This is a genomic window from Burkholderia perseverans, from assembly GCF_022870505.1.
Taxonomy (GTDB): Bacteria; Pseudomonadota; Gammaproteobacteria; order Burkholderiales; family Burkholderiaceae; genus Burkholderia; species Burkholderia plantarii.
In genome coordinates this window covers 2,132,150-2,157,166 of the sequence record NZ_CP045093.1, presented here as the reverse complement: position 1 = coordinate 2,157,166, position 25,017 = coordinate 2,132,150, and the positions used below count along the sequence as shown (strand labels likewise).

Annotated in this window: 22 protein-coding genes; 12 read left to right on the top strand and 10 right to left on the bottom strand. The window is 64.0% G+C overall.

Features of this window, described 5'->3' with window-relative positions; translation table 11 throughout:
- The first annotated feature begins 140 nt into the window (after positions 1 to 140).
- Positions 141 to 1,490, top strand: coding sequence for an MFS transporter (locus BpN12_RS08845; RefSeq protein ID WP_246794669.1), 1,350 nt, complete (start codon positions 141 to 143; stop codon positions 1,488 to 1,490).
- Between the two features lie 66 nt (positions 1,491 to 1,556).
- The gene (locus BpN12_RS08840) at positions 1,557 to 1,823 is read left to right on the top strand and encodes a hypothetical protein (protein ID WP_246792074.1); all 267 of its coding nucleotides are present in this window, start codon (positions 1,557 to 1,559) and stop codon (positions 1,821 to 1,823) included.
- A gap of 175 nt (positions 1,824 to 1,998) precedes the next feature.
- Here the strand turns inward: BpN12_RS08840 and BpN12_RS08835 are convergent, their stop codons facing one another.
- From BpN12_RS08835 to BpN12_RS08795, 9 genes are all read right to left on the bottom strand, one after another.
- Positions 1,999 to 2,334, bottom strand: coding sequence for a SymE family type I addiction module toxin (locus BpN12_RS08835; protein WP_246792072.1), 336 nt, complete (start codon positions 2,332 to 2,334; stop codon positions 1,999 to 2,001).
- 1,207 nt (positions 2,335 to 3,541) lie between these two features.
- Positions 3,542 to 4,346 (bottom strand): IS5 family transposase gene (locus tag BpN12_RS08830; protein WP_246792071.1). Its coding sequence is split into 2 segments (ribosomal slippage): positions 3,542 to 4,013 and positions 4,012 to 4,346, totalling 807 coding nucleotides; the frame shifts between segments, so codons are not numbered across the junction.
- Positions 4,347 to 4,541: 195 nt separating this feature from the next.
- Positions 4,542 to 7,328, bottom strand: coding sequence for a KGGVGR-motif variant AAA ATPase (locus BpN12_RS08825; RefSeq protein WP_246792070.1), 2,787 nt, complete (start codon positions 7,326 to 7,328; stop codon positions 4,542 to 4,544).
- Positions 7,304 to 7,741 carry a hypothetical protein gene (locus tag BpN12_RS08820; RefSeq protein ID WP_246792068.1) on the bottom strand — a complete coding sequence of 146 codons (438 nt, stop codon included), beginning with the start codon at positions 7,739 to 7,741 and terminating at the stop codon, positions 7,304 to 7,306. Before BpN12_RS08820 ends, BpN12_RS08825 begins: the two co-directional genes overlap by 25 nt.
- Positions 7,742 to 8,304: 563 nt before the next feature.
- Positions 8,305 to 11,022 (bottom strand): aconitate hydratase AcnA, encoded by a 2,718-nt coding sequence (gene acnA, locus BpN12_RS08815; RefSeq protein ID WP_246792066.1) that lies wholly within the window; start codon positions 11,020 to 11,022, stop codon positions 8,305 to 8,307.
- Between the two features lie 48 nt (positions 11,023 to 11,070).
- Positions 11,071 to 12,522 carry a bifunctional 2-methylcitrate dehydratase/aconitate hydratase gene (locus BpN12_RS08810; protein ID WP_246792064.1) on the bottom strand — a complete coding sequence of 484 codons (1,452 nt, stop codon included), beginning with the start codon at positions 12,520 to 12,522 and terminating at the stop codon, positions 11,071 to 11,073.
- 56 nt (positions 12,523 to 12,578) lie between these two features.
- Positions 12,579 to 13,103: a hypothetical protein gene (locus BpN12_RS08805; protein WP_246792063.1), complete on the bottom strand. Its 525-nt coding sequence runs from the start codon at positions 13,101 to 13,103 to the stop codon at positions 12,579 to 12,581.
- A 256-nt stretch (positions 13,104 to 13,359) separates the two neighbouring features.
- Complete coding sequence (locus BpN12_RS08800; protein WP_246792061.1) at positions 13,360 to 14,382, bottom strand: HpcH/HpaI aldolase/citrate lyase family protein; 1,023 nt, start codon at positions 14,380 to 14,382, stop codon at positions 13,360 to 13,362.
- 208 nt (positions 14,383 to 14,590) lie between these two features.
- On the bottom strand, positions 14,591 to 15,574 hold the full coding sequence (locus BpN12_RS08795; protein WP_246792059.1) for a malate dehydrogenase: 984 nt from the start codon (positions 15,572 to 15,574) through the stop codon (positions 14,591 to 14,593).
- A 296-nt stretch (positions 15,575 to 15,870) separates the two neighbouring features.
- On the opposite strand from BpN12_RS08795, the gene BpN12_RS08790 reads away from it, so the two are divergent.
- The 10 genes from BpN12_RS08790 to BpN12_RS08745 all read left to right on the top strand — a co-directional run bounded on the left by BpN12_RS08790 (position 15,871) and on the right by BpN12_RS08745 (position 23,847).
- Positions 15,871 to 16,674 carry a GntR family transcriptional regulator gene (locus tag BpN12_RS08790; protein ID WP_246792057.1) on the top strand — a complete coding sequence of 268 codons (804 nt, stop codon included), beginning with the start codon at positions 15,871 to 15,873 and terminating at the stop codon, positions 16,672 to 16,674.
- A 191-nt stretch (positions 16,675 to 16,865) separates the two neighbouring features.
- Entirely contained in the window at positions 16,866 to 17,282 is a 417-nt protein-coding gene (gene sdhC, locus BpN12_RS08785; protein WP_246792056.1) for a succinate dehydrogenase, cytochrome b556 subunit, read from the top strand.
- A 4-nt stretch (positions 17,283 to 17,286) separates the two neighbouring features.
- Complete coding sequence (gene sdhD, locus BpN12_RS08780; RefSeq protein WP_042628255.1) at positions 17,287 to 17,655, top strand: succinate dehydrogenase, hydrophobic membrane anchor protein; 369 nt, start codon at positions 17,287 to 17,289, stop codon at positions 17,653 to 17,655.
- Positions 17,656 to 17,659: 4 nt separating this feature from the next.
- Positions 17,660 to 19,435 carry a succinate dehydrogenase flavoprotein subunit gene (gene sdhA, locus BpN12_RS08775; RefSeq protein ID WP_246792055.1) on the top strand — a complete coding sequence of 592 codons (1,776 nt, stop codon included), beginning with the start codon at positions 17,660 to 17,662 and terminating at the stop codon, positions 19,433 to 19,435.
- Positions 19,436 to 19,456: 21 nt separating this feature from the next.
- On the top strand, positions 19,457 to 20,158 hold the full coding sequence (locus BpN12_RS08770) for a succinate dehydrogenase iron-sulfur subunit (protein WP_246792054.1): 702 nt from the start codon (positions 19,457 to 19,459) through the stop codon (positions 20,156 to 20,158).
- A gap of 11 nt (positions 20,159 to 20,169) precedes the next feature.
- Positions 20,170 to 20,442, top strand: a complete 273-nt coding sequence (locus BpN12_RS08765) for an FAD assembly factor SdhE (protein WP_246792052.1) — start codon at positions 20,170 to 20,172, stop codon at positions 20,440 to 20,442.
- Between the two features lie 53 nt (positions 20,443 to 20,495).
- Positions 20,496 to 21,800, top strand: coding sequence for a citrate synthase (gene gltA / locus BpN12_RS08760; RefSeq protein WP_198252975.1), 1,305 nt, complete (start codon positions 20,496 to 20,498; stop codon positions 21,798 to 21,800).
- Positions 21,801 to 21,966: 166 nt separating this feature from the next.
- Positions 21,967 to 22,356: a VOC family protein gene (locus BpN12_RS08755; RefSeq protein ID WP_246792050.1), complete on the top strand. Its 390-nt coding sequence runs from the start codon at positions 21,967 to 21,969 to the stop codon at positions 22,354 to 22,356.
- A 116-nt stretch (positions 22,357 to 22,472) separates the two neighbouring features.
- Positions 22,473 to 22,877, top strand: a complete 405-nt coding sequence (locus BpN12_RS08750) for a hypothetical protein (protein ID WP_246792048.1) — start codon at positions 22,473 to 22,475, stop codon at positions 22,875 to 22,877.
- 160 nt (positions 22,878 to 23,037) lie between these two features.
- Entirely contained in the window at positions 23,038 to 23,847 is an 810-nt protein-coding gene (locus BpN12_RS08745; RefSeq protein ID WP_246792046.1) for a helix-turn-helix transcriptional regulator, read from the top strand.
- A 77-nt stretch (positions 23,848 to 23,924) separates the two neighbouring features.
- On the opposite strand, the gene BpN12_RS08740 is transcribed toward BpN12_RS08745, so the two are convergent.
- Positions 23,925 to 25,016: a threonine aldolase family protein gene (locus BpN12_RS08740; RefSeq protein ID WP_246792044.1), complete on the bottom strand. Its 1,092-nt coding sequence runs from the start codon at positions 25,014 to 25,016 to the stop codon at positions 23,925 to 23,927.
- Between the last annotated feature and the right edge of the window lies 1 nt (position 25,017).

Sequence of the window (25,017 nt, the reverse complement as noted above, 5' to 3'; positions counted from 1 at the left end):
CGATCGGAATCGATGCAAGCGCGCCGCCGCGTCGTTCCATCCGCGGTGCGCGTCCCGCACTGCCCGTCCCGCCGAGTCCTGCCTTGTCCGAAACCCTTCACGCCAGCCGCTCCGCGGAGCCGGCGTTCAATTGGCGCGCGATGATTGCGATCCTGCTCTCGGTCGCGCTCGCCACGCTCGATACCGCCATCGCGAATACCGCGCTGCCTGCGATCGCAGCCGATCTGCACACGGCGCCCGCCGCCTCCGTTTGGATCATCAACGCGTACCAGCTCGCGATGGTCGCCACGCTGCTGCCGCTCGCCGCGCTCGGCGACATCCTCGGGCACCGGCGCGTGTATATCGGCGGCCTGATCGTGTTCACCGCCGCCTCGCTCGCCTGTTCGCTCGTCAGCACGCTGCCGATGCTGACCGCCGCGCGGATCGTGCAGGGCCTCGGCGCCGCCGCGATCATGAGCGTCAACGCCGCGCTGATTCGCTGCCTCTATCCCGCGCACCGCCTCGGCGCCGGGCTCGGCCTCAATGCGCTGATCGTCGGCGTGTCGTTCGCGGTGGGGCCGACCGTGGCCTCGGTGATCCTGTCGGTGGCCGCGTGGCCCTGGCTGTTCGCCGTGAACGTGCCGCTCGGGATCGCCGCGCTCGCGGTGGCGATCCCGTCGCTGCCGCAGACGCCGCGCGGCAGCCACGCGTTCGATCCGCTCGCTGCTTGCTTCAACGTAATCACGTTCGCGGCGCTGATCTTCGCGCTCGGCGAGGCCGCGCAGCGCGGGCCGCTGGCGCTGAGTCTCGGCGCGGCCGGCGTCACGCTCGTGTTCGGCTGGCTGCTGATGCGGCGCGAGGCGGGGCATGCGGCGCCGATGCTGCCGGTGGATCTGTTCCGGCGGCCCGTGTTCACGCTGTCGGCGGTCACGGCTGTGTGCTCGTTCGCGGCGCAGGGGCTCGCGTTCGTTTCGCTGCCGTTCTACTTCGAGGATGTGCTGCATCGCAGCGCGGTGGAGACGGGGTTCCTGATGACGCCGTGGTCGGTGGTGGTCGCGCTCGCGGCGCCGGTGGCCGGGCGGCTGTCGGATCGTTATCCGCCTGGCTTGCTCGGGGCGGTGGGGCTGGCCGTGCTGGCGGTGGGGATGGGGCTGCTGGCGGCGCTGCCGGCGTATCCGCAGGTGGCCGATATTGTCTGGCGGATGGCGTTGTGCGGGGCGGGGTTCGGGTTCTTTCAATCGCCGAACCTGAAGGCGCTGATGGCGAGCGCGCCGCCCGAGCGCAGCGGTGGGGCGAGCGGGATCATCGCCACGGCGCGGCTGATCGGGCAGGCGACCGGGGCGGCGTTGGTGGCGCTGTGCTTCGGGATCGTCGGGCGGCACGGGCCGACGCTGGCGTTGGCGCTGGGGGCCGGGTTTTCGGCGGCGGCGAGTGTGGCTAGCGGGTTGCGGCTGTTTGCGCCTTCGCATCGGTCGGGGAAGGCGGTGGGGGTGACGCGGGTGGGGAAGTGAGGGGAGGCGTGGTCAAGCGTTGTGCGAGCATAGGGCGTTCGACAATGCTCAACGGAGAGGATACGGATGGCAAACCATTCACCCTATTCAGTGGTTTTGACCTATGCAAAAGATCAGCGGATGTTTACGGTCCATGCCGTTGATCCGGCTGAAGTCGCCCCATTGGTGACAGGCAAGCTCGAAATGCCGATTCTCTTGGATGATTTCGATTATCAGATCGATGACGAGTTTGCGCGCAGGCTCGGTGTTGCCATGCTCAACGTGCTTGCCCTTGGCCAGCCTGAGATAAAGAACTACATGAAGGTAACGACAGGGCCGGCTTCGACTGATTGACCGTCCTGGAGTGAAATTGGCAAGTTGGTACGCGATCTCCGGGAAGGCGAAGTTTCAGGGCGTGTTCAGTGGCTTTGGGTAGCGGGCGTTTTGGCTGATCGCACGCGCAGCCTACGCGGCTGTCGCGTGCTTTGTCTTTCTTCGTTGTCGATTCGTTTTGAAGGCGATTCGGCTGTTAAGCGGTGAAGGCGTTCGGTTTGTTTTTATCCTTGGCCGGGCACCTCATGCGGCGCCTCAGGCCGGTCTGCCGATCGAGGATCGGAAAGCCGTCCCGCCCAAGGTGATCGCAATCCTCCTCCGGAATCGGCATGATGACGAGGCGCCCCAGTGTTACCTCGATTCGTACCCGCTGCGGTGGGGCGAAGCCGGCTTCCTCAAGCCACTTTCCCCTGAGTCGCATCGACGGGTAGGTGCTTTGATCCAAGTCCGCGTTGATGTAGCGGTAAGACTCCCGAATGGTCACAGAGCGGTCGGGGAACAAAACGGGTGCGTTATGATTCGTGTCAGCCATGGCTAACTCCTTGGTCGAGTTGGTGATGGTCAGCGGTCCGCATGGTGTTCCCGCACCTGCGGGCCGCGCTCGTTTACGCGCGGTTTTCTAGTCGGGGAGGCGGATTTTGGTTGCCTTCCGGGCGCGTGGTAATCGCGCGTGAACGTATGCCCACTTTAGCCTTGGATGGCTGGTGATGGATGATGGTTATGTGCGTTTGGTGGAGCGTTGGCCGTTTGGTATAGGGGGCAGGTGACGCACTGGATGGTTGGTGAGGGGTTGGCTGTGGTTGGCCGATAAGCATCGATTGTCCTTCTTTTCAATTTGGCACTAGATGCCGTTGCTATCGGGTAAGCTGATGTCTGGATGTCGTCACTTAAGTTTCTGTACAGTCAGCCGACAATCAATTTACAGTGCCTGCATGCTCGAGCCTGAAAGGGATGTTTGGCAATTTAACTCACCATGGATGAACTGGCAGGGAACCCATGTACTGATGCCCTGTTCCGCTTAATGGCAGCTGATTTTGTGTATTTCCACCTCAATTAACTTAACGAGCCAGAAGAATGCTTCATTATTTAGCATCGCTTGCAGCAGGCGTTGTGCCGCTTCTCCTTTGTCTTGTTCTCAGAGTTTTGCTCGATCTAAGAATCGCGCCGCAGCTCATCAAGTGTCTCGATCGGATACCTGGAAGGACTTGGTTCCGGGATAACCCTCCTAGTCTCAAAGGAAACTGGGAGCAGTATTGGACTGGAGGTACTACAAGCTACCCTGAAGATCGCGACAGGCACAGCAATGTGAGAATTTACCAGTTCAGTCGATATTGCTTCGCAGAGTTTACTGCCAAGGGGCGACGATATAGTCTTCTCGGTCGAATTCACAACAACTATCTATTCGGAGAATGGTCTGCGATGGGAGACAAGCTTGGTTATTTTGGGACATTCAAGCTAAGGCTTGTTGACTCATCGAAAATGGAAGGTAGATGGTTGGGGCATTCGAGCAAGGAACTCAAGATCAACGACGGTGGTTGGATCTGGACAAGGACAGAGTAAACCACAAGACGTGAAGGTGGTTTGCTGTAAAAGTAAGAAGATACGCATGTCGAATTTTCCGAGCGTACATCTAGTGGCAGTTACATCCATCAAATAGTCATTTCATTGATCGCAGGGCGTTATCGATGTTCCGATGCGACGTCGTAGTGAAAAATCTGCGGCTGTAGTACTAAGAACCGCTAACACAAGTCATCCACGAATCTGGAGTAGATGACGGCGGCAGCCAGGACAAGCAGAGCGGCATGAATATCGAGACGCCGTTCGAAGCGAATTCGAAGCTTGCCGAATCCGGCGAACCAGGCATGTGTGCGCTCGACGACCCAACGATGCCGTCCCAGCCGTTCGCTACTTTCGATACCACGCCGGGCGATACGGGCCTTGATGCCGCGCTGTTTCAGATAACGTCGACAACGCGCAAAGTCATACCCTTTGTCAGTGTGCAGTTTGGTCGGCCGCTTGCGCGGCTGACCATTCAGCCCAGGTACGGCAGGAATGGCATCCAGCGTGGACTCGAATGCCATCGAATCGTGCCGGTTGGCTCCCGTGATCGTGACAGCCAGCGGGATGCCGCGTGCATCTACGACGATGTGTCGTTTCGATCCGAGCTTGCCGCGGTCCGTCGGGTTGGGGCCGGTTTCCTGGCCCCCGGGGGCTGGAGACGCTGGCTCCATCGAGGCTGGCGCGCTCCCAATCGATCTGGTCATGCTCACGCAGCCGACGCAGCATCGCCAGATGCAGCCGATGCCACACCCCGGCCGCTTGCCAGTCTCGCAGACGTCGCCAGCACGTCATGCCGCTGCCAAAACCCAGCTCTTTCGGAAGGTCTTCCCACGGGATGCCAGTTTGCAGCACATATAGGATGCCGTTGAGCGCAGCTCGGTCATCGACCGTGCGCCGCCGTCCGCCCTTGGGCGAGGGAGTGAATTCCGGAATCAGAGGTTCCAGCGCCACCCACAACTCGTTGCTGATTTTGCGTCTTGCCATATCGCAGACGATACGACTTCTGCTGCCTCATGTCTAGGTTGTGTTAGCGGTTCTAAGGCCCCCCATCTGGAAAATTGTTTCGAGTAATGGCAAGGCGAATGTCAAGGCAACAAATCCGAAAGCTGTAGCAAGACATTGATCGCGCGGTGGCTCTAACTGAAAAGCCACCGCTGAATTCTCCGTGCGTCGATAGCTTCAGAGCGGGATGGCACCAATGTTCTTTTTCAACAAGGTTTGCGTGCGCGGGCGCCCAGCCGCGGAGGTCTCGAAGTTCAGCCCGTATCGGTAAATTTCCGGTAGAAATAACCGTTCTTCACCCAAGTTGCCATCAACGTCTTCATAGATCACACCAATCTCCTGTAGCGAACCAAGAAGACTCGGAGTGAGCAGTGCCTGCTCCAGGCTGAACGGTACTTTGAGGTTGCGAATGCCTCGCTGCTCCATCAGTTCAGTCCACCTCTTTAGCGGGGCGATCTCCGACATGGCTTCGCTTACCTTCTCGAGGCTACAAGGGGCAATGGCCTTGCGCATGGATTCCGGCGCAAGAACACGATCCGGCCATGTTTGTCCGGTTCGCGTTGACTCCAATTCTGCAGCGAACTTCAGGAAGCGGACTAGGTCGCGCGCCTGCACATTGCCCTTCAAGTCGCACAACGCGGCATATACCCATCGCGCAGAGTGTGCCTCTTTAGATTTTTCGCCGCCAAGCTTTTTCCCCCAAAGACGCTCCAACTCGATCTTCAATTCCTCGATACGCAGGGACTCCGCCGACTTTGTTTCGTTCGACTGGATACCGGCTTGGCAACTCAACATAAAGGCTAAACGCAAGAAGCTCTCGGCGTTCCATTGGAGACGAAACGGTTGGAAGCGCTGCAGCCACTGACCTAGGTTTTGCCGAATAGTCGCTTGTACGTAATCCGCTCGTGCAAATACTATAGTACCGATGCATCGGTTATCCAGCTCGCCGATGCGATTGGGCAAGCGCAACAAGGCGTGAATAGCCTCAGCGGCATGGTCATCATTGGCATCCTTGAACGCATCCTCGATACCATCGAACAAAAATATGACTCGTGTAGAATGCGTAGCCAGAGATTGATTCACTGCTCGCAGACCACCCTCTGAGATGCTGAACTGTTGGGCGATAAGGCTGTCCCAAAAATCCTCCCAGTGAGCAGGCGGCGACTTAAGTGCTTCCTCGATTAGCCGCCGTACCGCGCTAGCGCCAAGCAGGCGGCTTTTGTCGCTTTGTATCAAGTCAAGTGTGCGCCCTTGCGCCAACTTGATTTCTCCATTTGGGTTGTCCTCGATGTTGTCGGACCATAGCACCGGGAAGATTGCCGCGTCTGTCGTGCTTGTCGAATCAAACCCCAATTTACTCAAGAAACTCTGCCATGCACCCGTCCCTACTAATTGGCGGAAGGTAAATGTCTTGCCTGAGCCCTTAGCACCAATCATCAATAAGTTTGGCAACTCGTTGGAGTAGTGCTTGCCGAGATTGAGCAGTGGTTCGGTAGCCAGGATGGCGCTTTTTGCACTGCTATCTGCAAACTCTGCAGCTTTGCAAACGTCATACAACCTTTTTGCTTGCTCCTGTCTTAACGAAGTTGTAGCACTGGCGTCTCCAGTCGGCATAACCGGCCGTGCTTGAGCAGGCGTGGCATAGAGAGCCCTAGCCCAATCGCTAGCACTGGCAAACAAGCGGCTGGACTGGGGCAAGGCATCTAGCGCGTCACGCACCGATCCGATGGACATCAACGTGCTCAGAAACTCGGCCTCAAGCCACTGCACCCCGGGGTTCAGCGCATCATCCGTGGGATAGGCCTCGCCCAATGCCTTCAGGGCTTGTTCGTAGTGAGCGGCATCTCGCAGCTCCTTGGTCAACAGGCTTAACACCACCGTGGGGCGTGCATCCTCTCGCTGTACTGCCGACAGTTGACGGTTGAAGGCATATAGGCGACGCAGCACTTCGGCCATACCTTGCACCGATTGGGGTGCCACTGTACTGATGAAGAAGTGATCGACCCGGGGATCGAACAGGATGGGACTCGCTAGTTCGCTCAAACCTGCACGTAAGTCAATGAACACGGCATCCGCACTCAGGCGCTGACCTAGGGCATGCAGGTGATCCGACAATAACCAGGGATTAATCGGATTGCGGGCCAAATGTTCGGGTGCTACCGGCATGTCCTGAATTTCGGCGAAGTTCAGGGCCGCTGGCAACACAAACAGCTCACGCTGCATCCCCCCTACGCTGAGCGAAGTCTTGCGTAACTCTTGCGCGAAGAAATCCAGAGTCGCGTCAACTCCAGCAGGTGGATAATGCAACGCTTCCAGCAATTGCACGAAGGACACCGTGGGTCGGTTGACCTCATCTAGCCAAAAGCTGACGCCGGGGGCTTCCAAGTCCGCGTCTACCACGAGGATCTTCTTCGGCCCCGGACCGGGATTCTGCATGCATGCCGCAACATAGGTCATGAGGGCGGTGGTGCGCCCGACGCCGCCTTTGAAGGAATGGAAGGAGACCAAGTCGGGGCCTGTTTTCCATGCTGCCGGGGCGTTTGCCAAGTGCCTAATGAGAGGTTGCGCGCCGGAATCCGCTTCAGCCGCCTGATCAGTGGGCAAATATGTGACATCGCGCCACAGTGGATAATTTTGCCCCACAGCAGGCGCCGCGATGGCTTTAGCTTCCAGCATCAGTTCCACTGGATAGTCTGTCTCGTCGATGCGCAAGCAGATTGATCGACGCTCTCGCTGGTATGCGTGGCCGAAAACGTGACTCAGCCAGTTGTCCACTTTGTCCGCATCGGCAAAGTGGCGCACCTCCATGCCACTCGGAAAGCAATCCACGCTCAGCACGCCTGTGGGCAACTGATTCCATAGCGCAGTGCGCTGCTTGAGCAAGCGCTCAACATCCAGCCAGGTGGTCAGTGGACGCTCGGCTGCATCCGTTAGCAAGCTCATTTGAGTTCCCCTTGAATCCATGTCAATACCTCTTGCAACTGCTGCTCGCAATCGTTGTCGGACGGGGCGGTGCAATTCCCGCCGTAGCGCCACGCTTGGTGCAGGATGCTGATGTCGCCGTTACGGGGCTCTTGTACACCGTTGCGTGTCACCGGCTTAAGTTGCAAATTTTCGGGTAGTGACAACTCAGTTCCTACCTTCAATTCCTTAAGCAGTTGTCGCAGGTTGTGACCGGTCTTGTCGATCTCTTCGCGGTCGAACAGGCTGCGGCTATTGCGTTTGAGCCACACAGCCTTCAAGCCACACTCCACGGCGTAGAACAGCAGTAGGCGGTGTGGGTTCTTACGCGTACTTGCAGCCGCGGGCATAGCGACAGCGGAGAGTTCGCGCCAAGCGTTCTTTAACTCGCGATCGGTGAATGGGAGTGCGCTCATTGCGGAGTTCCCGTGATGAGCTGATCCCAAGCGATCTGGCTCGAGCTTCTCGTCGTGTTCTTCCTGAAAAGACCATAGATGAGTGCCAAATCGCTACCGGCCCAAACCCGTAACGTATGCTTTGGGGGCGACCAATTGCGAGAAGAAATCGACCTGTTTTGCGCTTCGACTAATGGAATTTTCATTTGCTTCATCTACAAACGGGGAGTATGTCTTGCAGCCGAAGCATACTTTAAGAGGCAACAGCATGGACAGAGAATCCGAAAGAAGCTGACAGAGAATGGACGTTGGTTGTCACTAAAGAGCACTGAGGGCACAGTCGCGACTGTGCCGCTGTCAGCTACTGCCTTGCCATTTGCCGTGGTAGAGCGAATGCCTGGAACGGGGCGCAATTCGACATCGCCCCCTCCCAAACCAAAAATCCACCCCAAATCACGAGCTTCCTCCACCCAAACTTCCCCAACAACCCCAAAAAAAGCCCGGCCAAAGCCGGGCTCGAATGTCCGCGTACCGGAAGCAACCACCCTCCCAACACGCGGCACCTGCAAAAACCAACCAACCGCTTAAGCCGCCAACAACGAGCGCAGCACGAACGGCAGAATCCCGCCGTGCTTGTAGTAATCCACCTCGATCGGCGTATCCACGCGCAGCAGCACCTGCACGCGCTTCGTCTCGCCGTTCTTGTAGTGGATCACCAGCGTCACGTCCTGCTGCGGCTTGAAATCGTCGCCGAGGTCTTCCACGTCATACGTTTCCTCGCCCGTGATACCGAGCGACTGCACGCTGTCCGAGCCCTTGAACTGCAGCGGCAGCACGCCCATGCCGACCAGGTTCGAGCGGTGGATCCGCTCGAAGCTGCGGGCGATCACGGCCTTCACGCCGAGCAGTTGCGTGCCCTTGGCGGCCCAGTCGCGCGACGAACCCGTGCCGTACTCCTCGCCCGCGAAGATCACGGTCGGCGTGCCGGCGTCGATGTACTTCATCGCCGCGTCGTAGATCGCCATCTGTTCGCCGTCCGGCTGGTGGATCGTCAGGCCGCCTTCCACGCGCGAGCCGTCGGCCTTGGCCGGGATCATCAGGTTCTTGATCCGGACGTTGGCGAACGTGCCGCGCATCATCACGTCGTGGTTGCCGCGGCGCGAGCCGTAGCTGTTGAAGTCGGCCTTCTGCACGCCGTTCTCCTTCAGCCACTTGCCGGCCGGCGAGTCTTCCTTGATCGAGCCGGCCGGGCTGATGTGGTCGGTGGTCACCGAGTCACCGAACACGCCGAGCGCGCGCGCGCCCTTGACCGGGGCGATCGAGTCCGACGGCTGCATCGGGAAATCCTTGCCGAAGAACGGCGGCTCGGCGATGTAGGTCGACTTCGGCCAGTCGTACACCTGGCCCGTCTCGCCTTCGATCTTGCTCCAGAGGTCGCCCTTCTTGGTCAGCTTCGCGTAGTTGTCGACGAACGCTTCCGGGTTCAGCGCGTACTTCAGCAGCGCGTGGATTTCCTCGCTCGACGGCCAGATGTCGCCGAGGTACACGTCACGGCCGCCCTTGCCCTTGCCGACCGGCTCGGTCATCAGGTCGCGCGTGATGGTGCCGGCGATCGCGTAGGCGACGACGAGCGGCGGCGAGGCCAGGAAGTTGGCGCGGATGTTCGGGTGAATCCGGGCCTCGAAGTTGCGGTTGCCGGACAGCACGGCGGCCGCGACGATGTCGTTCTTCACGATCGCTTCGTTCAGCTCGGGCGTCAGGTCGCCGGCGTTGCCGATGCAGGTCGTGCAGCCGTAGGCGGCCAGCTCGAAGCCGAGCTTCGACAGGTAGGGCAGCAGGCCCGTCTTGGTCAGGTACTCGGTGACGATGCGCGATCCCGGCGCCAGCGACGTCTTGATGTGCGGCGCCACGGTCAGGCCCGCTTCCACGGCCTTCTTGGCCAGCAGGCCGGCGGCCAGCAGCACGCTCGGGTTCGAGGTGTTGGTGCAGGAGGTGATCGCGGCGATCAGGATGTCGCCGTTCTTCACGTCCACGCCGTTGCTGGTGGTGTACTGGGCGGCCAGATCCTCGGCCTTCTTGTTGAAGCCGTTTTCCGCGACCGGCTTCGAGAACAGGTCGGCGAACGTCGACTTCACATGGGTGATCTCGATGCGGTCCTGCGGGCGCTTCGGGCCGGCCAGCGACGGCGCGACGCTGCCCAGGTCGAGCGTGAGCGACTTGCTGTAGTCGATCTCGCCGGCCTTCGGCACGCCGAACAGCTTCTGCGCCTTGAAGTAGTTTTCGAACGCGGCGATCTCGGCCTTGGTGCGGCCGGTGCCCTCGAAGTACTCGATGGTCTTCTCGTCGACCGGGAAGAAGCCCATGGTCGCGCCGTATTCGGGCGCCATGTTGCCGATGGTCGCGCGGTCCGGCAGCGACAGCGAGGCGGTGCCTTCGCCGAAGAACTCCACGAACTTGCCGACCACCTTCTCCTTGCGCAGCATTTCGGTGATGGTCAGCACCAGGTCGGTGGCGGTCACGCCTTCGCGCAGCTTGCCCTTCAGCTCCACGCCGACCACGTCCGGCGTCAGGAAATACACGGGCTGGCCGAGCATGCCGGCTTCCGCCTCGATGCCGCCCACGCCCCAGCCCACCACGCCGATGCCGTTGATCATGGTGGTGTGGCTGTCGGTGCCCACCAGCGTGTCGGGGTAGTACACGGTGTCCGCGCCTTCGGACTTCTTGTGGACGCCGCGCGCCAGGTACTCGAGGTTCACCTGGTGAACGATGCCGATGCCCGGGGGCACCACGCCGAACGTGTCGAACGCCTGCATGCCCCACTTCATGAACTGGTAGCGCTCGTTGTTGCGCTGGAATTCCAGCTTCATGTTCAGGTCGAGCGCGTCCTTCTGGCGGAAGTAATCGATCTGCACCGAGTGATCGACCACCAGATCGACCGGGACCAGCGGCTCGATCTTCTTCGGGTCCTGGCCGGCACGCTGGGCGACACCGCGCATGGCCGCGATGTCGGCGAGCAGCGGCACGCCGGTGAAATCCTGCAGCACGACGCGCGCGACCACGAACGGGATTTCATCGACGCGCTTGGCGTTGGGCTTCCAGTTCGCCAGTTGCTCGATATGCTCTTCGGTGATCTTCTTGCCGTCGTAGTTGCGCAGCACGGACTCGAGCACGAGGCGAATCGACACCGGCAGGCGTTCGATCTTCGTCTTCAGTCCTTTGCCGAGCTGGGGCAGCGAATAGAACTTGCCTTTGCCGGAGCCGCTGTCGAATTCTTGCAGTGTCTTGTGGAGATTGTGGGCCATGGTGTTTTTCCTGGGTTAAGGCGAGGAAAGAAGTCCTGTATCTGACGGCTAGATCACATACAAGTCGACGTATTCATTGACCGGCATGGCCTCGAGCCTTGCCTGGTCCAGCGACACGTCGAGAATCGCTTGTTGCTGTTTCGCCGGGAAGCGGCGCGCGAGATTGGTGCGGAACTTGTCGAGCAGCAGCGGGATGCCCGCCGCGCGCCGGCGCCGGTGGCCGAGCGGGTAATCGACCACCACCTCCTCGAACACGGTGCCGTCGTCAAGCTCGACGGTCAATCCGTTGGCGATCGCGCGCTTGTCCGGGTCGTGATAATCCTTCGTGAACTGCGGGTCTTCCACGCAGGCGATCTTCGCGCGCAGCGCGTCGATGCGCGGGTCGGCCGCGACCTCGTCCTCGTAGTCGGCGGCGGTGAGGCGTCCGAACAGCAGCGGCACGGCGACCATGTACTGGATGCAGTGGTCGCGGTCGGCGGGGTTCGCGAGCGGCCCGGTCTTGTCGATGATCCGGATCGCGGCCTCGTGCGTGCGGATCGTGACGCGCCGGATCGACCCGGCGCCGCGGCCCGCCTCGGCGAGCCGGTGATGCAGCACGAGCGCCGCCTCGGCGGCGGTCTGGGCGTGGAATTCGGCGGGGAACGCGATCTTGAACAGCACGTTCTCCATCACGTAGCTGCCGTAAGGGCGTTGAAAGCGGAACGGCTTGCCCTCGAACAGCACGTCGTAGAAGCCCCACACGGGCGCGCTGAGCGCGGTGGGGTAGCCCATCTCGCCGGTGCGCGCGATCAGCGCGAGGCGCACGGCGCGCGAGGTGGCGTCGCCGGCCGCCCACGACTTGCGCGAGCCGGTGTTGGGCGCGTGGCGGTAGGTGCGCAGCGCCTGGCCGTCGACGAACGCGAGCGACAGCGCGTTGACGAGTTCGTCGCGCGTGAGGCCGAGCAGTTGCCCGACCACGGCGGTGGAGGCGACCTTGACGAGCAGCACGTGGTCGAGCCCGACGCGGTTGAACGCGTTCTCGAGCGCGAGACAGCCCTGGATCTCGTGCGCCTTGACCATCGCCACCAGCACGTCGCGCATCGTGAGCGGCGGCTTGCCGGCCGCCAGCGCGGTGCGCGAGAGCCAGTCGGCGGTGGCCAGGATGCCGCCGAGGTTGTCGGACGGATGGCCCCATTCGGCCGCGAGCCAGGTGTCGTTGAAGTCGAGCCAGCGGATCGTGGTGCCGATGTCGAACGCGGCCTTGACCGGGTCGAGCTGGAACGAGGTGCCGGGCACCCGGGCGCCGTGCGGCACGCTGGTGCCCGGCACCAGCGGCCCGAGCAGCTTGGTGCAGGCCGGATACGACAGGGCCTCGAGCCCGCAGCCGAGCGTGTCGAGCAGGCAGTGGCGCGCGGTTTCGAGCGCGAGCGCACTGCCGATCTCGACATCCAGCACGTAGTCGACGATCTCGACCAGTACCGGGTCCGGCGCGGGTCGGACGTTCGTTTGCGGAGCGGACATCGGGGTTCCTGTCGTGGCGGCCGATTGCTTCCTGTCTTGCGGTGACGCCGGGGCGCTTACTTGCCGGTGTTCGGCGAGAGTTCGTTCGACTGCGTCGGTGCCAGCGTGCCGTTCGAGGCCATCTCGGCGGTCACGCATTCGTCGGCCAGGCGCGTGTCTTCCTTGTCGCTGAACAGCATGCCCTTGGTCGGGATCACGACCAGCTTCAGGCCGCTGGCCGGATCGTAGAACACGTCGGCGCCGGTGGTGGTGGCCTGACGCGGCAGCTTGTAGTTCTTGTTCGCCCAGTGGACCGTGACGATCTGGTCACGCTTCATGTCGCCGGCGAGCAGGTAGGACAGGCCTTCCTTGCACGACCACTTGACCGCGCCTTCGGGCGCCGGGTCGACCTTGGCCGCCGCGGCCGCCTGGGCGCGCTTGCTGCGCGGGATCAGGTGGCGCTTCGGCGCCGGGCGCTTGGCGACGGCCTTTTTCGTCGTCGTCGTCTTGGCCGTGGTGGTCTGGGCCGAGGCGGCCGGAGCCACGGTCAGCAGCGTCGCGGACAGGGCGCCGATGGCGGTGGCGATCAACAGTTTGTTCATGTGCTCAAAACCTTTTATCAGTGTCGGGGTGGACAGGAAACGCGGCTGGCCCGCTCGACCGCGGCGGCACGCGTCTCCAGGGTGCGCAGCGGCCGCTATTTTCTCCTAATTCGCCCGATGGTTTTAAAGGAATTCGAAGCTTCTGTCGTGATTTCGCGATAGTCGCGGGGGAGGTCGGGGCCAGCGGCCTGGCCGGTTTGCCGAGGTCGGCCGACGCACGGCGCAAGCGCGGCGGAGCCGGGCGCGCGGGAACGACTCATGCGCGGGCCTCGTCGCCGGCCGCGCGGGCGGCGTCGGCGGGCAGCCAGCGCGCGACCTCGGCCGGCAGCGCGGCGCCGGCGGCATGCGCGCGGCGCAGCACCGACCAGTAATAGCGGTAGCTGGCGCGGTCGTGCAGCGTGTCGCGGTGGCGCGTGGGCCCCCAGTCGGCGGCCTGCGCGGCGAGCAGGATCTCGGCGGCCAGCGCCACTTCGGTCTCGCGCGGCGCGAACGCGGCCACGATCTCGCGGATCTGCGCGGGATGGATGCTCCACATCCGCGTGTAGCCGAATTCGTCGCGCGCGCGGGCGGCGTCGCTGGCCACCACGGCCATCTCGCGGATCTCGGTGGTCACGTTGTGCGACGGCGTCTTGCCGTGCGCGTGGCAGGCGGCGGCGATCTCGAGCTTGGCGCGGCGCACCAGCGGATGGTCGAACTGGCCCGGCGCGCGCATCGCGGCGTCGGGAATCGCGCCGTGGTGCGCGGAGACGAAATCCATCAGCCCGAAGCTCAGCGTCGAGACGGCCGGCAACGCGGCGATCCGCGCGACCTGGGCCAGCGCGCCGTGCGTCTCGACCAGCACGTCGGCCGGGATCGACCGCGCGATGCCGAGCTCGCGGCGGGTGCCTTCGATGAACGCGCAGACCTCGGCCACGTCGGCCGCGTCGGTCACTTTTGGAAGCGTAATGTAAGCCGGCGGCCGGGCGGCGCGCAGCACGATGCGCAGGTCGTCGCGCCAGTGCGGATGGGTGAAATCGTGGATCCGCACGCCGGCGCGGCCGAAGCGGTTGGCCTCGTCGCCGAGCATCGCGGCGACCAGTTCGGCGTGCGCGGCCTCGCGGCCGACGGCGGCGCCGTCCTCGCAGTCGAGCGTCACGTCGAACACCGGGCCCAGTTCGGCCTGCAGCGCCAGCGACTTGCGCATCAGTTTCTCGCTGCCGGCGTAGTGATCGCAGCAGGGCAGGAGCGCGGGGGGCGAAGCGCCGTCGTACAGCACTTCTGCGGGGGAGAGCGCAGGCATCGTCGTTACGCGTCGGAGCGGCGTGATCGAAAAGGCATCGGATTCGGACGGGCGCTGCGGCGGCGGGCGCGGGCAACGCGCGTGCGGATCGAATGCGGGGGCCTGGCCGGCCGCCGGCGGGAGCCGGGCGGCCGGGCCGGCGCGGGCGGGCTCTGGAGACGAGCCGCCCGCCGCGCCGGCAGGCTGGTACAGAACGGAACTGCGGGACTTACTTCAGCAGGTGGGCCACGCCGTCACGCTCTTCGAGCAGCTCGGCCAGCGTGCCGTCCATTTTCTCGCGCGAGAACGCGTCGATTTCCAGGCCTTCCACGCGCTTGTACTCGCCGTTTTCGCAAACTACCGGCACGCCGTAGATGATGTCTTCGGGGATGCCATACGAGCCGTCCGACGGGATGCCCATCGTGACCCACTTACCGTTCGTGCCGAGCACCCAGTCACGCACGTGATCGATCGCCGCGTTGGCTGCCGAAGCCGCCGACGACAGGCCGCGCGCCTCGATGATCGCCGCGCCGCGCTTGCCGACGGTCGGGATGAACGTGTCGCGGTTCCAGACGTCGTCGTTGATCAGCTTGAGCAGCGATTCGCCTTCGACGGTCGCGAAGCGGAAGTCCGGGTACATCGTCGGCGAGTGGTTGCCCCACACGGCGAGCTTCTCGATCGAGGCGACCGGCTTGCCGGCCTTGGCGGCCAGTTGCGACAGCGCGCGGTTGTGGTCCAGGCGCAGCATCGCCGTGAAGTTCTTCTTCGGCAGGTCCGGGGCCGACTTCATCGCGATGTAGGCGTTCGTGTTGGCCGGGTTGCCGACCACCAGCACCTTCACGTCGCGGCTGGCGACTTCGTTCAGCGCGGCACCCTGCACCGTGAAGATCTCGGCGTTGGCCGACAGCAGGTCCTTGCGCTCCATGCCCTTCGAACGCGGGCGAGCACCGACCAGCAGCGCGACGTCGGCATCCTTGAACGCGACCTTCGGATCGTCCGTGACGACCACGCCGGCCAGCAGCGGGAACGCGCAGTCGTCGAGTTCCATCACGACGCCCTTGACGGCGGCTTGTGCTTGCGGGAGGTCGAGCAGTTGCAGGATGACCGGCTGGTCCTTGCCGAGCAGGTCGCCGTTCGCGATGCGGAACAGCAGCGAGTATGCGATTTGACCTGCGGCGCCGGTAACGGCAACGCGCTTTGCGGGCTTAGCCATGATGAGAAATCTCCAGGACGATGAGCGTAGGACGCTAAGGAAAACGCCATTCTATGCGCGTTACGCGTAGCGATGCGTTGAAGCGGGGCGGAGGGCTTCCGGGGCATGCGCGCCGTGGCCATGAAACCGGCCCCGGCACCGGGCCGGGCGCGGCCGGAGGCCGCGAGCCCTCGCTCGCCCCGGAGTGTAGGAGTGCGACCGGGCAAAGTCAAACGGTATCATATGTCTTATATAAGACAGATGTATTGCGGGAAAAATCTGGACGTAAAAGTCTGCTTTGTGTTGAAATGCGCGCCATGACATCCAACCAGGCGAACGCGGCGAACCCGAACGCTCCCGGCCAAGGCCCGGCCGGCGGCGAAGTGACGCCTGCGGCATCGCCGTCGCCTACCTTTAGCCCCTTATACCAGCAGATCAAGGCATTGATCACGCAGGGGCTGGAATCGGGCGAGTGGAAGCCGGGTGAAATCATACCAAGCGAGGTCGAGCTCGCGGCGCGCTACAAGGTGAGCCAGGGCACGGTCCGCAAGGCGATCGACGAGCTGGCCGCCGACAACCTGCTGGTGCGCCGGCAGGGCAAGGGTACCTTCGTGGCCACCCACAGCGAGGAGCGCGCGCAGTTCCGCTTCCTGCGCTTGCTGGCCGAGGACGGCGTGGAGCACCCGCACGTGAGCCGGCTGCTCGAATGCCGCCGCACCCGGGCGCCCGCCGAGATCGCGCGGCAGCTGGACCTGAAGCCGGCCGATCCGGTGGTCCAGGTGCGCCGGCTGCTGGAATTCGACGGCGTCGCCACGGTGCTCGACGAGATCTGGCTGCCCGGCGCGATGTTCCGCGGGCTGACCTTCGAGCGCCTCAGCGAATACAAGGGGCCGCTCTACGCGATGTTCGAGTCGGAGTTCGGCACGCGCATGATCCGCGCCACCGAGAAGGTCCGCGCGATCGCGGCGGAGCCCGCCGTGGCGGTGCTGCTCGGCGTGGCCGACGGATTTCCATTGCTGTCGGTCGAGCGCGTGTCCTATACCTATGGGGATCGCCCCGTCGAAGTGCGGCGCGGCTGGTATGTCACAACCGGGTATTACTATCAGAACGATTTGAGCTGATGGACGGCCGCCGGGGTAATCCGGCGGCACGGAAAGAGAAGTGGGGAACGGGCTCGCGCCCACACGCGAAGCACGTTTTGGGCCGCCTTTGTTCGCTGCCGCGTAACTGTCCTGAGCAGGTTTTCGCTGCAGCGCGACATGAAAAGGCGCTAAAATCGCGGATTAGTGTGACTACATAGTAGGGGTCTAGCATGACTGAAGCAGTAAGAAAACCGAGACCGGAGTATCGGAACATCGGCATCGGAGACATAACGCTCAAATATCGTCTGCCGCTTGCCGGGCAGCTGTCGATTTTTCACCGTCTCAGCGGTGCGCTGTTATTTCTGGCTCTTCCGTTTTTGCTTTACCTCTTCGATCAGAGCCTGACGTCCGAATTGAGTTTCGATGTCTTTAAGGCCTTCCTCTCCAACATCATCGTCAAGCTGATCGTCCTCGTATTGTCGTGGGCGTTCCTCCATCATTTCTGCGCCGGCGTTCGCCACTTGCTGATGGACGTCAACCATGACGCCGTCACCAAGGAAGGCGGCAAGCGCACCGCGGCCATCGTGTTCGTGGTGTCGCTGGTGCTGACGCTGGTCGTCGCGCTCAAACTGTTCGGAGCATTCTAAGAAAATGGCAGGCAATAACCGAATCGGCTCGAAGCGCCTCGTCGTCGGCGCCCACTACGGCCTGCGCGACTGGCTCGCGCAACGGATCACCGCGGTGATCATGGCGGTCTACACCGTGATCCTGCTGGCCTGGTTCTTCACGGCCCGCGATTTCTCCTACGACGGCTGGGCGTCGATCTTCTCGACCCAGTGGATGAAGCTGGCGACGTTCGTCACGCTGCTCGCGCTGTTCTATCACGCCTGGGTCGGCATTCGCGACATCTGGATGGATTACGTGAAGCCTGTCGGCGTGCGGCTGCTGCTGCAATCGCTGACCATCGTCTGGCTGCTCGCGTGCGCGGGCTACGCCGCGCAGATTCTCTGGAGAGTTTAAAAGCATGGCTGCAATCAACACTTCCCTGCCGCGTCGCAAGTTCGACGTGGTCATCGTCGGCGCGGGCGGCTCGGGGATGCGCGCATCGCTGCAACTCGCGCGCGCGGGCCTGTCGGTCTGCGTGCTCTCGAAGGTGTTCCCGACGCGTTCGCACACGGTCGCCGCACAGGGCGGGATCGGTGCCTCGCTCGGCAACATGAGCGAAGACAACTGGCATTTCCACTTCTACGACACGATCAAGGGTTCCGACTGGCTCGGCGACCAGGACGCGATCGAATTCATGTGCCGTGAAGCGCCGAACGCCGTCTACGAGCTCGAGCACTTCGGCATGCCGTTCGACCGCAACGCGGACGGCACGATCTACCAGCGCCCGTTCGGCGGCCATACCGCGAACTACGGCGAGAAGCCGGTGCAGCGCGCCTGCGCGGCGGCCGACCGTACCGGTCACGCGCTGCTGCACACGCTGTACCAGCAGAACGTCGCGGCCAAGACGCAGTTCTTCGTCGAATGGATGGCGCTCGACCTGATCCGCGACGCGGACGGCGACGTGCTCGGCGTGACCGCCCTCGAAATGGAAACGGGCGACGTCTACATCCTCGAAGGCAAGACCACGCTGTTCGCCACGGGCGGCGCGGGCCGGATCTTCGCGGCGTCGACCAACGCGTTCATCAACACCGGCGACGGCCTCGGGATGGCCGCGCGTTCGGGCATCGCGCTGCAGGACATGGAGTTCTGGCAGTTCCACCCGACCGGCGTGGCCGGCGCGGGCGTGCTGATCACCGAAGGTGTGCGCGGCGAAGGCGGCATCCTGCGCAACTCGGACGGCGAGCGCTTCATGGAGCGCTACGCGCCGACGCTGAAGGATCTGGCGCCGCGCGACTTCGTCTCGCGCTCGATGGACCAGGAAATCAAGGAAGGCCGCGGCGTGGGTCCGAACAAGGACCACGTGCTGCTCGACCTGTCGCACATCGGCGCCGAGACGATCCTGAAGCGTCTGCCGTCGATCCGCGAAATCGCGCTGAAATTCGCGAACGTCGACTGCATCAAGGAGCCGATCCCGGTCGTGCCGACCATCCATTACCAGATGGGCGGCATCCCGACCAACATCCACGGCCAGGTCGTCGGCACGCCGCGCGGCCATGAAGAGCCGATCAACGGCTTCTACGCCGTGGGTGAGTGCTCGTGCGTGTCGGTCCACGGCGCGAACCGCCTGGGCACGAACTCGCTGCTCGACCTGGTGGTGTTCGGCCGTGCGGCCGGCAACCACATCGTCGAACACGTCAAGAAGCAGCGCGAGCACAAGCCGCTGCCGAAGGATGCGGCCGACTTCGCGCTGTCGCGTCTGGCCAAGCTCGACAGCTCGAGCTCGGGCGAGTACGCGCAAAGCGTCGCCAACGAGATTCGCGGCTCGATGCAGAAGCACGCCGGCGTGTTCCGCACCTCGGCGCTGCTGGCCGAGGGCGTGGAAGACATCAAGAAGGTCACGGAACGTGCCCAGCACATCCACCTGAAGGACAAGTCGAAGGTGTTCAACACCGCGCGCGTGGAAGCGCTCGAAGTGGCGAACCTCGTCGAAGTGGCGCGCGCCACCATGGTGTCGGCCGAAGCGCGCAAGGAAAGCCGCGGCGCGCATGCGCAGGACGACTACCCGCATCGCGACGACGAAAACTGGATGCGTCATACGCTGTGGTTCAGCGAAGGCGATCGTCTCGACTACAAGCCGGTGCACATGCAGCCGCTGACGGTCGAATCCGTGCCGCCGAAGGCGCGTACGTTCTAAGCCGAATTCGAGGAATCTGACATGGCTAAACGCATTTTCGAACTCTATCGTTACGATCCGGACAAGGACGCGGCGCCGCGCATGCAGACGTACGAAGTCGAGATCACGCATGAACGCATGCTGCTCGACGCGCTCGTCAAGCTGAAGGAAATCGACGAGACGCTGTCGTTCCGTCGCTCGTGCCGCGAAGGCGTGTGCGGCTCGGACGCGATGAACATCAACGGCAAGAACGGTCTGGCGTGTCTCACGAACCTGAACGAGCTGCCGGAGAAGATCGTGCTGCGTCCGCTGCCGGGCCTGCCGGTGGTGCGCGACCTGATCGTCGACATGACGCACTTCTTCAACCAGTACCACTCGATCAAGCCGTTCCTGATCAACGACACGCCGCCGCCCGAGAAGGAGCGTCTGCAGTCGCCGGAAGAACGCGAAGAGCTGGACGGCGTGTACGAGTGCATCCTGTGCGCGAGCTGCTCGACGTCGTGCCCGAGCTTCTGGTGGAATCCGGACAAGTTCGTCGGCCCGGCCGGCCTGCTGCAGGCTTACCGCTTCATCGCCGACAGCCGCGACGAAGCCACCGCCGAACGCCTCGACAACCTCGAGGATCCGTACCGTCTGTTCCGTTGCCACACGATCATGAACTGCGTCGACGTTTGCCCGAAGGGGCTGAACCCGACCAAGGCGATCGGCAAGATCAAGGAATTGATGGTTCGCCGCGCGGTCTGAGCTGATTCGACATGACTGAACCGTCGCACCAGTCCGACCCGCACCGCCGCGCGCGCCTTCGCTGGCGCGCGCGGCGCGGTCTGCTGGAGAACGATCTGATTTTCGAACGTTTCTTCAGCCGATACGAGCATGACCTCACCGATACCGACGTGGGCGCGCTGACCCGCCTGCTCGAACTATCCGACAACGACCTGATGGACTTGCTGCTTGCCCGCAAGGAACCGGAAGGCGACCTTGCCGGCCCGGACATTTCCCGGCTGCTGGAGATGCTGCGCAGTGCATGAGAGCGCTGCGCCCGTTATCGAATCCCGTTTCCATTTTCGATTGAGGATGTGCCATGACTCCGTCTGATGTTAAAGCCACGCTATCGTTCAGCGACAATTCGCCGAGCGTCGAACTGCCGATCTACAAGGGCACGATGGGCCCGGACGTGATCGACATCCGTAAGCTGTACGGCCAGACCGGCAAGTTCACGTATGACCCGGGCTTCATGTCCACGGCGTCGTGCAATTCGGAGATCACGTACATTGACGGGGACAAGGGCGAGCTGCTGTACCGCGGTTACCCCATCGACAATCTCGCGCAAAACGCGGACTTCCTCGAAACGTGCTACCTGCTGCTGAAGGGCGAACTGCCGAACGCCGCCCAGAAGGCGGAATTCGTCGACACCGTCACGAAGCACACGATGGTGCATGAGCAGATGCACTTCTTCTTCCGTGGCTTCCGTCGCGACGCCCACCCGATGGCGATCCTGGTCGCCGCGGTCGGCGCGCTGTCGGCGTTCTACCACGACTCGCTCGACATCAACGACCCGCGTCACCGCGAAGTCTCGGCGATCCGCATGATCGCCAAGCTGCCGACGCTCGTCGCGATGGCCTACAAGTACAGCATCGGCCAGCCGTTCGTCTATCCGAAGAACGAGCTGTCGTACAGCGCGAACTTCATGCACATGATGTTCTCGAACCCGTGCGAAGAGTACAAGGTCAACGACGTGCTGGTGCGCGCGCTCGACCGGATCCTGATCCTGCACGCCGACCACGAGCAGAACGCCTCGACCTCGACGGTGCGTCTGGCCGGTTCGTCGGGCGCGAACCCGTTCGCGTGTATCGCGGCCGGTATCGCGTGTCTGTGGGGTCCGGCGCACGGCGGTGCGAACGAAGCCGCGCTGAACATGCTCGAGCAGATCGGTTCGCCGGACAACATCCCCGAGTTCATCAAGCAGGTGAAGGACAAGAACTCGGGCGTGAAGCTGATGGGCTTCGGCCACCGCGTGTACAAGAACTACGATCCGCGTGCGAAGCTGATGCGCGAAACGTGCCATGAAGTGCTCGAAGAGCTCGGCCTGCACGACGATCCGCTGTTCAAGCTCGCGATGCAGCTCGAGAAGATCGCCCTCGAGGACGAATATTTCGTGTCGCGCAAGCTGTACCCGAACGTCGACTTCTACTCGGGCATCGTCCAGCGCGCGCTGGGCATCCCGACCTCGATGTTCACCTGCATCTTCGCGATGGCGCGTACCGTCGGCTGGATCGGCCAGTGGAACGAAATGATCGCCGATCCGGAGCAGAAGATCGGCCGTCCGCGTCAGCTGTTCGTCGGCGAGACGCCGCGCGAAGCGGCACCGATCGACAAGCGTTCGTGATCGTGTCCGGTCGCGATCGACCGGTCCCGCTTCACGCGTAAAGAACACCCCGGCGGCTTCGGCCTCCGGGGTGTTTTTTCTTGCGGGCGGGATGGCTCGCGGTGGCGCCGCGGTGCCGGGCGGCGCCGTGGCATGATCGGGGTTTTGATCCGCCCGGGAGCCGTCGATGCTGTCGCATGTCTGTATCGGAGTTCATGACGTCGAGCATGCCCATGCGTTCTACGCGCCGCTGATGGAGGCGCTGGGCCTGCCGCTGAAATTCCATGCGCCGCCCGACATGACGGGCTGGATGCCGGCCGACGCGGCGCGGCCGCTGTTGCTGATCTGCCGGCCGTTCGACGGCGGCGCGGCGGCGCCCGGCAACGGCCAGATGGTGGCGCTGCTCGCGCGCGACCGCGCCACCGTCGATCGCTGCCACGCGCTCGCGCTGGCGGCGGGCGGCAGTTGCGAAGGGCCGCCGGGGCTGCGCCCGCAATACCATGCCGATTACTACGGCGCATACTTCCGCGATCCGGACGGCAACAAGCTCTGCGTCTGCTGTCACGCGCCGGCATAGGGCTTGCCGATAGCGGCTTCCCAGCGGCGGCGCGCTGACAAAACTCGACAGGACCCACGCCGGATCGCCGCTACACTGCGGCCCACCATCGAATCCATCCGTTCACGAGGCCGCCCATGAATCGTCGTTCCGTCTTGCCGGCGCTGCTGATCGGGGCGCTGCTGGGGACCGTGCCCGGCGCGCGCGCCGACGTGATCGAGCAGAACATTCACGACGCCGCGGCCGGCACCGTGAAGAGCCAGGCCGGGGAGCCGGGCCGCTGCCGGCCGTCGCCGGGCCGGGCGCCGGTGCCGGCGCCGATGCTGCACGGCGAGGGCAACAGCCTGTTCGGCGCCGGCATGGGGCTCGCCTCGCTGGCCGTGCTGGCGGCGGGCGTGTCGATGTTCGCGCCGTCGAAGGACCCGCGCGACCTGCTGTTCGCGCCGCCGTGCGATCCGAAGCGGATCGCGAAGTCGTCGCCCGACGGTTATCCGTTCGTGCCGCCGTCCTCGGCTACGGCACCACCCGCGGCGACGGAATAGGGTACCGGCGCCGCCGTGCGCCGCGCGGGCGGATCACGGCGACGAGGCGATGGCGGGACGGCCGCCGGTGCATGCCCACGCGCTCGGGCAGGGCATGCTAAGCTCGTCGCGCCCCCAGCTTCCGCACCTGGTTTCCGTTTCCCGCCCCGCAGCCGTTCCCATGAAAGACCGTGTCGAATACACCCGCAGCCGCGATGTCCCCGGACTCGTGCTCGGCGACGCGCGTTTCAGCGATTTCCGTTTCGATCGCCACTACCACCTCGATTTCCATGTCGGCGTCATTACCGAGGGCGTGCAGCGCCAGCAGTTCGCGGGCCGCTCCGTGCTGCTCGGCCCGGGCAGCGTCTCGATCATGCCGCCGGGCGAGGTCCACGACGGCACGCGCGTGGGCGACGGCGCCTACACCTTGAAGACGTTCCGGCTGCCGACCGAACTGATGGCGAGCGTGATCGAGGAACTGTCGGGCCGCCCGGGCGAGCCGGCGCTGCGCGGCGCGGCGCTCGACGATCCCTCGCTCGCGCAGCGGCTCGGCGGCCTGCACGCGGCGCTGCGCGTCGAGTGCGGCGAGGCGGCGCTCGGCGTGCAGTCGGCCTGGCTCGCGCTGCTCGAACGGCTGTTCGCCGCCTCGGGCGCGCTGACGCCGCGCGAGGTGGGCGGCGCGCTGCCGGCGGCGCAATGGGCGCGCGTGCGCGACTACTGCGAGGCGCATCTGGCCGACAAGATCACGCTCGACGAACTGGCCGCGCTGTGCGGCGTCGATCGCTTCGTATTCCTGAAGCTGTTCAAGCGGACCACCGCGATGACGCCGCACGCGTGGCTGGTGCGGCTGCGCCTCGAGCGCGCGTGCCTGATGCTGCATCGCGGCACGCCATCGATCGCCGAGGTGGCGCAGGCGGTCGGCTTCTACGACCAGAGCCACTTCAATCGCGCGTTCCGGCGCGCGTTCGGCTGCGCGCCGTCGCGGTACTGACCACGCGGGCGCGTCGCGATGCGCGCACCGGGGGCGCGGGGCAGGTCACGACCTGCACCATGTCCGGACGGACCTGCTCAGGCCGCCGCGCTGAGCCCGCGCGCGAGCGCGATCAGCCGGTCGACTTCATCCTCGGTGGTCGCGAACGAGGTGACGAAGCGCACCACGCCCGGCGCCCAGCGGTCGTGATAGAAGGACACGCCGGCCGCCAGCAGCCCCGCGATCACCGCTTGCGGCAGCCGGCAGAACAGGATGTTCGCGGCGTTGCCGCCCACCAGCGCGACGCCGGGCAGCGACTGCAGCCCGTCGGCGAGGCGCTGGGCCATCGCGTTCGCGTGGCGCGCGTTGCGCAGCCACAGCCCGTCGGCCAGATAGGCGTCGAGCGGCGCGGACAGGAAACGCATCTTCGAACTCAGGTGGCCGGCGCGCTTGCGGCGAAACGCGAGTTCGGCCGCGCGGCGCGTGTCGAACAGCACCACGGCCTCCGAGCCCGGCACGCCGTTCTTGGTCGCGCCGAACGAGAGCGCGTCCACGCCCGCGCGCCAGGTCATCTCGGCGGGCGTGCAGCCGAGCGAGACCAGCGCGTTGGCGAAGCGCGCGCCGTCCATGTGCAGCGACAGCGATTCGGCGCGGCAGATCTCGCCGATCGCGCCGATCTCGTCGAGCGTGTAGACGCTGCCCACCTCGGTGGCCTGCGTGATGCTGACGGCCGACGGCTGCGTGGTGTGGACGTCGCCGCGCTTGGCGCGCGCCGCCGCGGCGAGCCGCGCCGGATCGAGCTTGGCGTCCGGCCCCTCGATCGTGACGAGCTTCGCGCCGTCGGCGAAGAACGCCGGCGCGCCGCATTCGTCGTTGTTGATGTGGCTGTCGGGATGGCAGAGCACGCTGCCCCAGGGCGGTGTCAGCGCGGCCAGCGCGAGCGAGTTCGCGGCCGTGCCGGTCGGCACGATGCAGACCGCCACCTCGTGCTCGAACAGCTCGGCGAGGCGCCGCTCGACGCTGGCCGTCCACGGGTCGGCGCCGTAGGCCGGCGCGTGGCCGCTGGCGCAGGCCACCAGCGCGTCGAGCACGGCCGGCGAGGCGCCGGCGGCGTTGTCGCTGCTGAAGTTGAGCGGCGCGCCGGCCGGGTTAGGGCTGACCCGGGAAGCGGGGGAGGCGGCGTGATCCATC